At 67.7% G+C, this 12,592-nt stretch carries 12 protein-coding genes and 1 tRNA gene; 5 read left to right on the forward strand and 8 right to left on the reverse strand.

What is annotated here, in order from left to right:
- Window positions 1-2 precede the first annotated feature (2 nt).
- Complete coding sequence (locus ACP7AB_RS10455; protein ID WP_425991011.1) at window positions 3-731, forward strand: TlyA family RNA methyltransferase; 729 nt, start codon at window positions 3-5, stop codon at window positions 729-731.
- A 156-nt stretch (window positions 732-887) separates the two neighbouring features.
- Here the strand turns inward: ACP7AB_RS10455 and ACP7AB_RS10460 are convergent, their stop codons facing one another.
- The gene (locus ACP7AB_RS10460) at window positions 888-1,472 is read right to left on the reverse strand and encodes a glycine zipper family protein (protein ID WP_425990879.1); all 585 of its coding nucleotides are present in this window, start codon (window positions 1,470-1,472) and stop codon (window positions 888-890) included.
- 149 nt (window positions 1,473-1,621) lie between these two features.
- Between ACP7AB_RS10460 and ACP7AB_RS10465 the strand changes: the two genes are divergently transcribed.
- Window positions 1,622-2,860: a class I SAM-dependent RNA methyltransferase gene (locus tag ACP7AB_RS10465; RefSeq protein WP_425991009.1), complete on the forward strand. Its 1,239-nt coding sequence runs from the start codon at window positions 1,622-1,624 to the stop codon at window positions 2,858-2,860.
- Here the strand turns inward: ACP7AB_RS10465 and ACP7AB_RS10470 are convergent.
- A complete protein-coding gene (locus ACP7AB_RS10470) occupies window positions 2,857-4,062 on the reverse strand; it encodes a DNA cytosine methyltransferase (protein WP_425990877.1) in 1,206 nt (401 codons plus the stop codon). The two genes, ACP7AB_RS10465 and ACP7AB_RS10470, sit on opposite strands and share 4 nt — an antisense overlap.
- A 383-nt stretch (window positions 4,063-4,445) precedes the next feature.
- The gene (locus ACP7AB_RS10475; RefSeq protein ID WP_425990875.1) at window positions 4,446-5,522 is read right to left on the reverse strand and encodes a PA0069 family radical SAM protein; all 1,077 of its coding nucleotides are present in this window, start codon (window positions 5,520-5,522) and stop codon (window positions 4,446-4,448) included.
- Between the two features lie 133 nt (window positions 5,523-5,655).
- Here ACP7AB_RS10475 and ACP7AB_RS10480 point away from each other — a divergent pair, with 133 nt between their 5' ends.
- On the forward strand, window positions 5,656-6,225 hold the full coding sequence (locus tag ACP7AB_RS10480) for a LemA family protein (protein ID WP_425990873.1): 570 nt from the start codon (window positions 5,656-5,658) through the stop codon (window positions 6,223-6,225).
- A 6-nt stretch (window positions 6,226-6,231) separates the two neighbouring features.
- Window positions 6,232-7,248 (forward strand): M48 family metallopeptidase, encoded by a 1,017-nt coding sequence (locus tag ACP7AB_RS10485; protein WP_425990872.1) that lies wholly within the window; start codon window positions 6,232-6,234, stop codon window positions 7,246-7,248.
- 158 nt (window positions 7,249-7,406) lie between these two features.
- On the opposite strand, the gene ACP7AB_RS10490 is transcribed toward ACP7AB_RS10485, so the two are convergent.
- The 4 genes from ACP7AB_RS10490 to ACP7AB_RS10505 all read right to left on the reverse strand — a co-directional run bounded on the left by ACP7AB_RS10490 (window position 7,407) and on the right by ACP7AB_RS10505 (window position 10,348).
- A complete protein-coding gene (locus tag ACP7AB_RS10490; protein ID WP_425990870.1) occupies window positions 7,407-7,841 on the reverse strand; it encodes a hypothetical protein in 435 nt (144 codons plus the stop codon).
- Between the two features lie 114 nt (window positions 7,842-7,955).
- Window positions 7,956-8,690 (reverse strand): arginyltransferase, encoded by a 735-nt coding sequence (locus tag ACP7AB_RS10495; RefSeq protein ID WP_425990868.1) that lies wholly within the window; start codon window positions 8,688-8,690, stop codon window positions 7,956-7,958.
- A 120-nt stretch (window positions 8,691-8,810) separates the two neighbouring features.
- Window positions 8,811-9,713, reverse strand: a complete 903-nt coding sequence (locus ACP7AB_RS10500) for a flagellar motor protein MotB (protein ID WP_425990866.1) — start codon at window positions 9,711-9,713, stop codon at window positions 8,811-8,813.
- A gap of 68 nt (window positions 9,714-9,781) precedes the next feature.
- Window positions 9,782-10,348, reverse strand: coding sequence for a manganese efflux pump MntP family protein (locus tag ACP7AB_RS10505; protein WP_425990864.1), 567 nt, complete (start codon window positions 10,346-10,348; stop codon window positions 9,782-9,784).
- Between the two features lie 137 nt (window positions 10,349-10,485).
- Between ACP7AB_RS10505 and ACP7AB_RS10510 the strand changes: the two genes are divergently transcribed.
- Window positions 10,486-10,570 (forward strand) — tRNA-Leu (locus ACP7AB_RS10510).
- 179 nt (window positions 10,571-10,749) lie between these two features.
- Here ACP7AB_RS10510 and ACP7AB_RS10515 read toward each other — a convergent pair.
- The gene (locus ACP7AB_RS10515) at window positions 10,750-12,408 is read right to left on the reverse strand and encodes an amino acid permease (RefSeq protein ID WP_425990862.1); all 1,659 of its coding nucleotides are present in this window, start codon (window positions 12,406-12,408) and stop codon (window positions 10,750-10,752) included.
- Window positions 12,409-12,592: the final 184 nt, after the last annotated feature.

Genomic DNA, 12,592 nt, shown 5'->3' on the forward strand with positions numbered 1-12,592 from the left:
GGATGCGGCTGGACCACCTGATGGTGTCACGCGGCCTGGTCGAAAGCCGGTCGCGGGCGAAGGCGGCGATCGAGGCCGGGGGCGTGACCGTCGATGGCCAACCGGCGCGCGCCGCTTCGCAGGGGGTGGGCGAGGACGCTGTGGTGACCGTCGTCGAGCCCCATGGCTGGGTCGGCCGCGCAGCGCTGAAGCTGGATCACGCCCTAGCCCTGTGGCCAGTGGTGGTCGAAGGTCGGGTGGTGCTGGACGTCGGCGCATCGACCGGCGGGTTCACCGAGGTCTGTCTGGCGCGCGGGGCGGCGAAGGTCTTCTCCGTCGACGTCGGCCAGGGCCAGATGCATCCGAAGGTCTCGGCCGATCCCCGTGTGGTGAATCTGGAGAAGACCGACGCCCGGACGCTCGACGAGGCCCTGATCCCGGAAACGCCGGGCCTGATCGTCTGCGACGCCAGCTTCATCGGCCTGGCCAAGGTGTTGCCGGCCGCGCTGGATCTCGCGGCCGAAGACACCGACCTGATCGCCCTGGTCAAACCCCAGTTCGAGGGCGAAGGCCCCAAGGAGTCCGGCAAGAAGGGGGTGGTCAAGGACCCACAGGCGCACCTCGACGCCGTGCGACGCGTGTCGGAGTGGCTGGCGACTGTTGGATGGACCGTGCAGGCCACGACGGAAAGCCCGATCACCGGCGGCGACGGCAACATCGAATTCCTGCTGTGGGCCCGACGCACCCGATAGCGATCCGACCCGTCGCTCAGGCAGCGAGCGACCGCGTCGCGAGCGTTAGCGACCCTTGAGACAAAGAGAAACCGCCGGTGGATTGCTCCACCGGCGGCCCGTCGCGACATCGATCGACAGGGGGGCTGAAAAATATCGATGCCGCGAAGCCTTGGGTCAGCGCGGCAGCCAGCCGCGGCGCGGATCGAAATAGTAGTGGCCGTCGGCCGAAACCTCGTAGCCGCCCTCGTAGCGTCGATCGTCCCGACGATCGTCCCGACGGTTGTCCCGACGGTCGTCGCGGCGATAGTCGTCGCGATAGCCGCGGTCGTCGTACCGGTTCGATGAATAGGCCCGATCGTCGTAGCGGTCGTTCGAGCTGTAGTAGGTCGGGGCCTGCGAGTAGGGGGTGTTCGAACGGCACTGGTCGTTGGAGGCGCGGCCGACCTGGGCGCCGACGATGGCGCCGAGAACGCCGCCGATGATCGAGCCCTCGGTGCGGTTGCCGCGAGCAGCGACCTGTGAGCCGGCCACGGCGCCGATGCCTGCGCCGATCAGGGCGCCCGAGCCGGTGCGGCCCTGACCCAGGGTCCGGCAGCGGTCCTGATTTCGGTCGTTGTAGCCGTATGACTGGCTGTAGCCCTGGTTCTGGTTGTAGCCGTTGCCGTAGCCATAGGACTGGGCCGAGGCGGCGGCGGGCACGAGGGTCGCGGCGGCGGCGAGCGCGGCGGCGACTGCAGCGGATTTGACGAAGGCGGTCATTGGAGAGAACCCCTGGGCGGCGCCGGGGAGGTCCGACGTCTTGTTGAGGCGATCTATGGCCCCCCCAACCTGAATGCGTTTTGAGCGGGCCATTCATCTTCGTTCAGGTTTCAGATGGGGTCCCGGGCGGCTAGAAGCGGCCCATGACCATGACGCTGAAGATCGCCCGGGTGGCCGGGCAAGGGGACGGCGTGGCCGAGACCCCGGGCGGGCCGGTGTTCGCGCCCCTGACCCTGCCGGGCGAGACGGTGCGTGGTGTGGTGATCGATGGCCGGATGGAGGCTCCCGAGATCGTGGAGGGCAGCCCGGACCGGATCGCGCCGGTGTCGCCCCATTACGGGGACTGCGGCGGGTGTTCGCTGCAGCACTGGGCGAGCGGGCCCTATCTGGACTGGAAGCGGGATCAGGTCGTCGGGGTTCTGGCGCGGGAGCGGATCGAGACCGAGGTCGAGGCGACGGTGGCGGTGCCGCCGGGGACGCGGCGGCGGCTGGCCCTGCATGCGCGGCGGCTGGAGGACGGACGGGTCGTGCTGGGATTCAAGGCGCGCAAGTCCTGGCGGCTGGTGGAGGTCTCGACCTGTCCGGTGGCGGATCCCCGGCTGGTGGCGGCCTTTCCGGCTCTGGCAAAGGTGGCGGCGGCCTTTCTGGAGCATCCCAAGTCGGCCCCGACCCTGCATGTGACCTGGACGCTGGACGGGCTGGACGTCGATGTAACAGGGATCGAGCGGAAGTCCGGCGGGCTGTCGGCCGACCGGCAGATGCAGGCGATCCGTGCCGCCCGGGAGGTGGATGTCGCGCGGCTCAGCATGGCCGGCGAGACCCTGATGATGGCGCGCCAGCCCCGGGTGCAGTTCGGACCGGCGACCGTGCCCCTGCCGGCCGGGGGCTTCCTGCAGGCCGTGCCGGAGGCGGAGGCGGCGATGGTCGCGCGGGCTGTGGCGGCGGTGAAGGGGGCGAAGAAGGTGGCGGACCTGTTCTGCGGGGCCGGGACCTTCACCTTCCCCCTGGCGACGGTGGCCAGCGTGCTGGCGGCGGACGCCTCGGCGGCGGGGATCGCGGCGCTGAAACAGGGGATCGGCTCGGCCAGGGGGATGAAGCCCATCACGGCGGAGGCGCGCGACCTGTTCCGGCGGCCGCTGTCGCCCTATGACCTCAAGGGCGTGGAGGCCATCGTGTTCGACCCGCCCCGGGCCGGGGCCATCGACCAGACGGCCCAGATCAAGGACACCAAGGCCTCGGTCGTGGTCGGGGTGTCGTGCAATCCGCAGACCTTCGCGCGGGATGCCCGGGTGCTGATCGACGCCGGGTTCCGGCTGGAGAAGGTCACGCCGGTGGACCAGTTCCTGTGGTCGGCCCACATCGAACTGGTGGGCGTGTTCCGGCGTTAGGCGGCGTCTTCGGAGCGCGGACCTCCAGGTCCGCCCTTGTTCGCCCCCGAAGAGCGGACCTGGAGGTCCGCGCTCCTTTGGCTGGCATCCACCAGCGGCTCGAACAGATAGCGGGCCAGATGGCGGGCCACCGGGACGACGACGCCGTCGCCGGTCAGGTGGTAGGCGTCGGTGTAGCTGCGGGGCAGGACGTAGCTGTCGGGCAGGCCCATCAGCCGGGCGGTCTCGCGCGCCGAGATCAGGCGGGAGCGGATACGGGCGCCGTCGATGACGAGGATGGTCTGGCGGCTGGAGCCTCCCGACGGGGTGCGCAGGCAGCCGGCGAGATCGTCGAAACGGACCTCGGCGCGCTGGGCCTTGGTTCCGGCTGAGTCGGTGCGGGTCCGGCGGTAGACGCCCCCGACCATCCGGCGCCCCGCGCGCTGGGCGGCCTGGACCTTGGCGCGGTTGACCGGAGACATGAGGCTCAGGAGGCGGTCGGTCTCGGCGGGGGTGTGCCAGGCGACGCTGTCTGGCTGGTCCTCGATCAGGTCGGCGAAGGTGGAGGCGCGGCGCTCCGGTGAGGGCAGGTTCCACCACAGCGCCTGATCGCGGAGGTCGTCGCGCAGGCGCGCCACGGCGCGGACCACGGCCGGGGTGTGGAAGGGGGCGATGGGGCCGGGCGCGGTCAGGTCCGGGGCGATGTCGGCCTCGGCCTGGATGCCGACGACGAAAAGGCGAGGGCGGGACTGGGGCGTGAACCGGTCGGCGTTGATGACCAGGGCGCCGAAGCGGTAGCCGGCCCCGGCGAAGGTCCGGCACATGGCTTCGAAGTCGGCGCCGCCGCGCGAGGTGAGGGCGCCGCAGACGTTTTCGACGGCGACGAGGCGGGGGGCGCGGCCGTCAGCGGCCAGGCCGCGAACGAGGTCCCAGAAGGCGTAGAAGGTCCCGGACCGCTCGCCGGCGAGGCCGGCTCCGTTTCCGGCCAGCGACAGGTCCTGACAGGGGAAGCTGCCCCAGACGAGGTCGGGGCGGCCGGGGAGGGCGGCCGCGTCGAGGGCGCGGATGTCGCCGACGGTCAGTTCGCCGCCCGTGCCCCAATTGGCCTGATAGGTCAGGCCCTTGCGAGCGTCGAAGTCGTTGGCGAACAGACAGTCCCAGCCGGCCCCGAGACCGGCGCGGACCATGCCGCCTCCGGCGAAGAATTCGTAGAAGCCGGGCATGGGCTCAGATCCGGGCGCTGAGGGAATCGCACATCGCGTCAGGGTGCCGACGGGGGCGAGTCGCGTCCATCCGTGGAGTGGACTCCAAAAAACCGAGTCCAGAGAGTGCAATTCCCGGAAGTTGTTTTATTGCCGAGTCTTGTGGCGAAGTCTTCACTGCACTTGCGAACATGGTGTGGACTCGTCGGGTGCCTATGATCGTTTTTCGTCATCCTCCGGCGTAGCGAAGCGGAGACCGGGGAACCCAGAGGCGCCGAAGGCGATCTGTTCAGGCGCGATGGTCAGATAACCGTGTCCGCGACAGGTTCACGCTTTCGCGTGCCGCTGCGTCCCCCGGTCTGCGGCGCGAAGAGCGCCTTGCCGGAGGATGACGAAAATGGAGCCTAGCCGAACAGCTCCAGCTGCGCCCGCGCGTCGGCCGGAACCCTGAACTTCGTCACGTCCAGCTCGTGCCTCGGCCCGTCGAGGCCGTAGCGTTTGACCGCCGCCTTGAAGCGGGCCGAGATCAGGTCGGCGACGGGGCCGGTCCCCTTCATCCGCTGGGACCAGTCGGCGTCGAAGTCCTTGCCGCCGCGGGTCTGGCGGACCAGTGACATGACGCGGGCGGCGCGGTCGGGGCGGGCCTCGGCCAGCCACTCGGCGAAGAGGGTTTTGATCTCGAGCGGCAGGCGCAAGGTCACATACATGGCCGTGGTCGCCCCGGCCTTCGCCGCAGCCTCGAGCACCGATTCGAGCTCGTGGTCGTTGAGGCCGGGGATGACGGGGGCGAAACCGACGCCGACGGGGACGCCCGCGTCGGCCAACCGTTTCACCGCATCGAGACGGCGCGCGGGCGTCGCGGCGCGGGGTTCCATGGTGCGGGCCAGGTCGCGGTCCAGCGTCGTGATCGAGACCAAGGCGCTGGCCAGACCGTCGCGCCCCATCGGGCCCAGGATATCCAAATCGCGGGTGATCAGATTCGATTTGGTGATGATTGAGAAGGGCTGGCTGAACCGCTGCAGGACCTCCAGCAGGCCGCGCGTGATCTTCTGCGTGCGCTCGACCGGCTGATAGGGGTCGGTGTTGCCGCCTATGTGGATGCGTTTGCAGACGTACCGGCGCGCGGCGAGCTCCTGTTCCAGGAGACGCGGCCCTTCGGGTTTGAAGAAGAGCCGGCTCTCGAAATCCAGGCCCGGGGATAGGCCCATCCAGGCATGGGATGGACGGGCGTAGCAGTAGATACAGCCATGTTCGCAGCCTTTGTAGGGGTTGATCGAGCGGTCGAAGCCGACGTCGGGACTGGTATTGGTGGTGATGATCTTGCGGGCGTGTTCGGGCGTCAGGGTCGTCCGGAGCGGGGCCGGCGTCTCGTCCTCCGCCGTCCAGCCGTCGTCGAAATCCTCGTGCACGACGGGTTCGAACCGGCCGGTGGCGTTGGTGCGGGCGCCGCGTCCTTTCCTCGGCAGGGGAGCAGTAGACATGGGCGGAGGCTATGTTCACGAACGGAACAAAGCAAGAACAATTCCGTCGTGAGCTCGCAATCGCCTCACGCCGATTTCACTATCCGGGGCTCGCCCTTCGCGCGATAATCACACCCATCGCAGGGGAGCTGTCATGATCACACTCATCGTCATCGGCGTCATCGTCGTCATCCTGATCTTCGTGGTCATGGGGGCCTACAACCGACTGGTCGCGCTGGATCAGAAGGCGGACCAGTCGTTCGCCGACATCGACGTGCAGCTGAAGCAGCGGAACGACCTGATCCCGAACCTGGTCGAGACGGTGAAGGGCTACGCCTCGCACGAGCAGGAGACGCTGAACGCGGTGACCCAGGCGCGCGCCGCCGCCGCAGGGGCCACCACGATCGACGACAAGGTGACCGCCGACAACATGCTGACGGGCGCCCTGGGCAAGCTGTTCGCCGTGGCCGAGGCCTATCCGGACCTGAAGGCCAACACCAACTTCCTGGAGCTGCAGCGCGAGCTGGCGGATATCGAGAACAAGCTGGCGGCCGCGCGACGGTTCTTCAACAACGCCGTGGCCGAGTTCAACGCGGTGCGGGCCCAGTTCCCGACCGTCCTGTTCGCCGGCCTGTTCGGCTTTGGAACCGAGAAGCCCTTCTTCGCCGTGGACACTGCGGATCGCGCCGCCATGACCGCCGCCCCGCCGTCGGTGAAGTTCTAGGTCCACATGACCGCTGTCGGTCTCCAGACCCACATCTGGGCGAACAACACCCGGTCGACCCTGCTGCTGATCGGGTTCCCGGTCATGCTGACCCTGGTCCTGTTCGGGCTGGAGCTGGTGCTGATGGGATTCGGCGTCCTGCCTAACTCGGGCGGGACGCTGGGCGACGACATAAATTACGCCGTGGGGATGCTGGCGGGGACCATTCCGCTGGCGGTCGTCATCGCCTTGGGCTGGTTCGCCATCGCCTGGTTCGGCAATCAGGTGATGATCGACGTGATGACCGGGGCCCGGAAGGTCGAGCGGCAGGACGCGCCGGAGCTCTATAACCTGCTGGAGAACCTGGCGATCTCCCGCGGTCTGCGGACCCCGACACTGCGGATCATCGAGTCGGAGAGCCTGAACGCCTTCGCCTCGGGCATCCGCGAGGGCCACTACAGTGTCACGGTGACCCGGGGGCTGATCGACGCCCTGGATCGCGACGAGATGGAGGCCGTGCTGGCGCACGAGATGACCCACGTCATCAACAAGGACGTGCGGACCATGGTGGTCGCCTCGATCTTCGCCGGGATCATCAGCGTGATCTGCCAGCTGGTGTTCCGGGGGTTGTTCTATCTGCGGGGCGGCAAGGACAACAAGAACGCGCTGCCGTTGATCCTGATCGGGTTCGCCATCGCGGCCATCGGATATGTGTTCGCCATCGTCATCCGGCTGATGCTGTCGCGGACGCGGGAGTATGTGGCGGATGCCGGGGCGGTCGAGCTGACCAAGAACCCGGATTCCATGATCTCCGCGCTGCGGAAGGTGTCGGGGCGATCCAAGCTGGAGGCGCCGGATGATGTGCAGGGCATGTTCCTGGACAACGAGCGCGCGGGCTTCACCGACGCCCTGTTCGCCACCCATCCGTCGATCGACAGGCGGATCGCGGCGCTGGTGAAATTCGGCGGCGGGCGGGATCCGGGGCCGTGGGACGACGGACACAGACTGGAGGGGCCGGCGACCGCGGTTCCTGTGTCGGCCTGACGGGACAGGTGCATGCCGGGCAGGTCGGGACAGGCTGCGTCACGTCAGCCCGTCGGCGTCCGCCTTTGCGGCCTGTGGCCGAGCCGGGGTTCCTCGTCCGGGCGGGGTGGAGACAGCACCGGTTGTCGGCGGTGCCGGGCCCTGGGCCTGAAGACCGCTCAGTCCGATCCCATGGATCGGTAAATGCGGATCCGTTCAGCCTCGCAGTCCGGAATTAGCCCGTATATCCCCTCCAGTTCGGACAGGAACGTCGGTTCATCCTGGGCGAACAGCGCCTCCCGCGCCGACCGGAAGACACTGCCGCGCACATCGCTGACCGCGTCTTCGATCGCGTCATCTGACAGGCGCAGCTGCGGGCCAAAACGCTTGGTGTAGTCGGCGAACTCCCGCTCCCGTCCCCTGTAGGTCGCCACATCGGGATTGTTTGGGGAGGTCTGCATCTCCTTGCCGGTCGCGGCGGCCCCATAGATCCCGGCGCAACGCACCGAGGCGTCGTAGTCCTGCTCAACGTCCTCCAGCGTCCGTTGTTGAGCGGAGGCGTGAGCGGGCAGGACGAGCACCGCCAAAGCCGCACCGAGAAGAATTGATCGCATGGGTCCTCCGTCCGGGATCAGGCTAGGACGAACTGTGTTCCACGGGCAAGGGCGTGTGTCCGCCCTTCCGGTGTCGATCACGCCGTTCCGTGACCGGCGGCGGGACAGGTGATGCTAGTCGACCCGCGTCCAGCCGAGCGGCTTGAGGACCTCCATCGGCCGGAACCGGGCCTTGTAGTCCATCTTGGGCGAGCCCTCGACCCAGTAGCCGAGGTAGACGAAGGGCAGGCGCACGGCCTGGGCCTGGCGCACATGGTCGAGGATGGCGAAGACGCCGAGCGACCGCTTGACCAATTCGGGATCGAAGAAGCTGTAGACCATGGACAGGCCGTCGGAGAGCAGGTCGGCCAGGGTCACGGCGACCAGATCGCCCGGACCCTGGTCGGTCGAGGGCAGGCGGTATTCGATCAGATGGGTGCGGACCGCCGTGTCCTCGACCATGGCGATATAGTCGGGCCAGGTCATGTCGGTCATGCCGCCGCCCGGGTGGCGCCGGGCGAGGTAGCGTTTCAGCAGGGCGAACTGCTCCTGGGTCGCCTCGGCCTCGACGAGATCGCGCGACAGGTCCTCGTTGCGGGAGAGGACCTTGCGCTGGCCGCGCGAGAACTGAAACTCCGGCGCCGGAAGCCGCACGGAGACACAGGCGTCGCAGCCTTCGCAGGCCGGGCGGTAGGCGATGTTCTGGCTGCGCCGGAAGCCGGCGTGGGTCAGCTCGTCGTTGACGTGGGCGCCGTCCGAGAAGGGCAGGTTGGCGAACACCTTCCGCTCGGTCATGCCCGGCAGATAGGGGCAGGGCGCGACCGCCGTCATGAAGAAGCGAAGCTGACGTGTCGGAACATGCTGCGTCACGGCGTCAGGTCCGCATCCGATGTCGTCCGGCGTAGGGCAGGGCCGTGTTCATCGGACGATTTGCCGCCAATCGCTGCTGCGCCGCAAGCCGGTTCGCGCCGTAACCGAACGGCGCGGCCCTCACAGGCTGGTGTCCGTGGGCAGAACCGGCGCTTCGCGCAGCAGGACGATGGCGATCCGGCGATTGCCGGCCAGGGACGGATCGTCCGGATACAGAGGATCAGAGCCCGCCTTGCCCGCGACCGAATAGACCCGGTCGGCGTCGATTCCGGCGCCCTGGAGGATCTGGCGAGAGGCGTCGGCGCGGCCGGCCGACAGGGGCCAGTCGGTGGCGACCGAGGCGCGCCCCGAGCCGGCGACCGCCGAGGTGTGGCCCGAGATGGAGATGCGGTTCGGCAACCGGTTCACGACCCCGGCGATGGCCCGCAGCAGGACCTGGGCGCGGGCGTTCGGGCGGGTCGAGTTCTGTTCGAACATCGAGCGGCCTTCCTGATCGACCAGCTGGATGCGCAGGCCTTCGGGCGTCTGGTCGATGATCAGCTGTTTCGAGAGCTCGGCCAGTTCCGGCATGCGCTGCATGGCCTGGCGCAGGGATTCGGCGGCGGAGGCGAACTCGGCGGCCTCGCGGGCGGCGATCTCCTGACGCAGTTCCTCTTCGGATGCGGCGCCGAGGTTGGCGCTGGACCCCGCCTCCTCGGGCGCGTCCTGGGGCGCTTCGGGCGCCTGTTGCTCCAGAACGGACATCGACCCCGAACTCTTGGAGCCGTCCTCGCCCAGCGAGGTGCCGCCGAGGATGCCGCCGGAGCCGGAGGTGGTCTGGGACACGCTGGCGGGGGCGAAATATTCGGCGATGCCCTTCTTCTGTTCGGGATCGGTCGTGTTGATCAGCCACATCAACAGGAAGAAGGCCATCATCGCGGTCACGAAGTCGGCGTAGGCGACCTTCCACGCGCCGCCATGGTGGCCGCCGCCCACCACCTTCTTGATCTTCTTGATTATGATCGGACGATCGCTGGCGTTCATCGACTCGGGCTCACGGGAACTGAACCGACCGTCGATGATCAAGGTTAATGCGACGTTTCGCAGTCGTCTCAGGCGGCGAGAAACCCGAGATGCTCGAGCAGGATCGTCGTCCCCAGTGCGATGAGGGCGACGCCGCCGATCATTTCCGCGATCTTGCCGAAGCGGGCGCCGACGGCCCGGCCGATCAACATGCCCGCTGTGGTCAGGGCGAAGGTCGTCAGGCCGACACTGAGCGCGATGACCCAGATATTCACGCCGAGGAAGGCCAGGCCCACGCCGACCGCCGCTGCGTCGATGCTGGTGCTCACGGCGATGGCGATCAGGGCCCATGGGCCGGATCGCGTCGGGGCTGCGTTGGGTTCGGAGGGTCTGGAGGCCTCCCAGATCATCTTGCCGCCGACGACGGCCAGCAGGACGAAGGCGATCCAGTGATCGACGCTCTCGACGAAGCCTGCGGCGAGCAGGCCGAGGCTCCAGCCGATCAGGGGCGTGATGGCCTCGATCACGCCAAAGACGGCGCCCGCCTTGACCGCCGACCACCACGACGGCCGATGTGCGGCGCCGCGCCCCACGGCGGCGGCGAAGGCATCCGTGGACATGCTCAAGGACAGGACAGCGATGGCTCCGGGCGTCATGATCGATCTCGCCGGGCAGTCACGGCGCCCGGCCGGATCGGGCGGGGGCTGTCCTAGGGGATGGCGGATCAGTTAGCCCAGACTGAACTGACATGACGGTTGTCGCAGGCGCCGTCAGGTCCTAAACCCGCCGCCACGCGGATGTGGCGAAACTGGTAGACGCACCAGATTTAGGTTCTGGCATCGCAAGATGTGGAGGTTCGAGTCCTCTCATCCGCACCATCTTTTTTAGGGCGCTATCGCTCGCCGCGCGGCGGCTCACTGCTTGAGCGCATTTTGGGCGCTACCGCTCGGCTCGCGGAGCCTCGCTGCTTGAGCGCACGGTTTCCGTAGCGGCGGCCCTTAAAAACAAAAGGCCCGGGATTGCTCCCGGGCCTTCCGTTTGTCTGGACAGAGAGACCTCAGTCCTTCTGGTTGTCGACGCCGGAGCCCATCGCCTCGGCCGGGGAGGACATGGTGGTCTCCTCGGTGATGTCGATGCCCTTGGCCAGTTTGGAGTTCCAGAAGCCGTAGGCGGCGTAGATGATCGCGCCGACGGCGGCGTAGCCGCCCAGCAGCATGAGCGGGAGGGGGTTGTCCTCGGCCGCGTGCTGGAACATCGGGATCAGGTTCTGGCTGGCCAGGAACAGGCAGGCCAGGATGCCCAGGACGGCGGTGAAGATGCCGCCCGGGACCTTGAACGGACGCGGCATGTCCGGATGCTTGATGCGCAGGAAGATCACGCTCAGGCACACGATCGAGAAGGCCGTGGCCGTACCCAGAGAGACCAGGTCGCCCAGGATCGAGATGGGCAGGAAGGCCGCCGCGATGGCGATCAGCACGCCCAGCAGGATGGTGCCGATCCAGGGGGTGCGGAACTTCGGATGGATCACGGCGAAGGCGCGCGGCAGCAGACCGTCGCGGGCCATGGTGTAGAAGATCCGCGTCTGGCCGTAGCACAGCACCAGCATGACCGAGCTGAGGCCGGTGATGGCGCCGATCTTGATCATGAAGCTAATGATGTTCAGCGGCTGACCGCTCGCCAGGATGATCGGCGTGTTGGCCCATTCCAGGCTCATGCGGTCGATGGCGACAGCCACCGGCGCGGGGCTGGCCAGCTCCATATACGGAACCACGCCGGTCATGACGGCGGCGACGGCCATATAGATCAGGGTGCAGACGAACAGGGCGCCCAGGATGCCGAAAGGCACGTCCTTGGACGGGTTCTTGGCCTCGGCCGCGGCGGTCGAGACGGCCTCGAAGCCGACGTAGGCGAAGAAGATGATCGCGGCGCCCCGGAAGATGCCGCCGACGCCGTACTGGCCGGCGACCCCGGTCGGTTCAGGGATGAAGGGCACCCAGTTGTCGGGGTTCACATAGCCGATGCCGACCGCGATGAAGGTCAGCAGGACGATGATCTTGATGACCACAATGACGTTGTTGATGTTGGCCGATTCCGAAACGCCCAGCACCAGCAGGCCGCAAACGGAGGCGATGCCGATGGCGGCGACCAGGTTGAACGTGCCGGTCAGCGGGAAGGACGTGGCGCCCGCTTCCTGGACCAATTGAACCAGAGGCGTCGCCCATTGAGGGCCCTCGCCGCCGGCGTAGGCGATGGTCGGGAAGATCTGCTGGCTGATGCCGAAATCGGTCAGGATCGAGACGACGTAGCCGGACCAGCCGACCGCCACGGTCGAGGCCGCGACGCCGTATTCCAGAACCAGCAGCCAACCCATGATCCAGGCGAAGACCTCGCCCAGGGTGCCGTAGGCATAGGTGTAGGCGGAGCCGGAGACCGGCATGGTCGAGGCCAGTTCGGCGTAGCAGAGGCCGGCCAGGCCGCAGGCGATGCCGGCGACGATGAAGGACAGCATGATGGCCGGACCGGCGTTGGCCGCGGCCACCTGACCGGTCAGAACGAAGATGCCGGCGCCGATGATGGCGCCGATGCCCAGACTCATCAGATTCCACTTGCCGAGCGTGCGCTTCAGCTCGCTCTTGGCCGCTTCCTTCTGGATCTGCGCTACGGATTTTCTGAGGAACAGTCGGTTCCCCTTGGGCCTAAGGCCATCTGCGGACATACGTCGCGCCCCCTCGATACGAAAACACGGCGAACCCTCCCCGGGGCCGCCTTCCAGCGCGGGACGCTAGCGACGGATCAACGCAGGCGCAACGCGGTTTCCGATCCATGAAGGCCCTGCAACGGTTTCGTGACCCCACGCGTGGCCGTCCGAACGCACATTCCTTGGTGGGCCGCCGATGTCG

It is taken from the genome of Brevundimonas sp. TWP3-1-2b1 (assembly GCF_049896165.1).
Lineage (GTDB): Bacteria > Pseudomonadota > Alphaproteobacteria > Caulobacterales > Caulobacteraceae > Brevundimonas > Brevundimonas subvibrioides_B.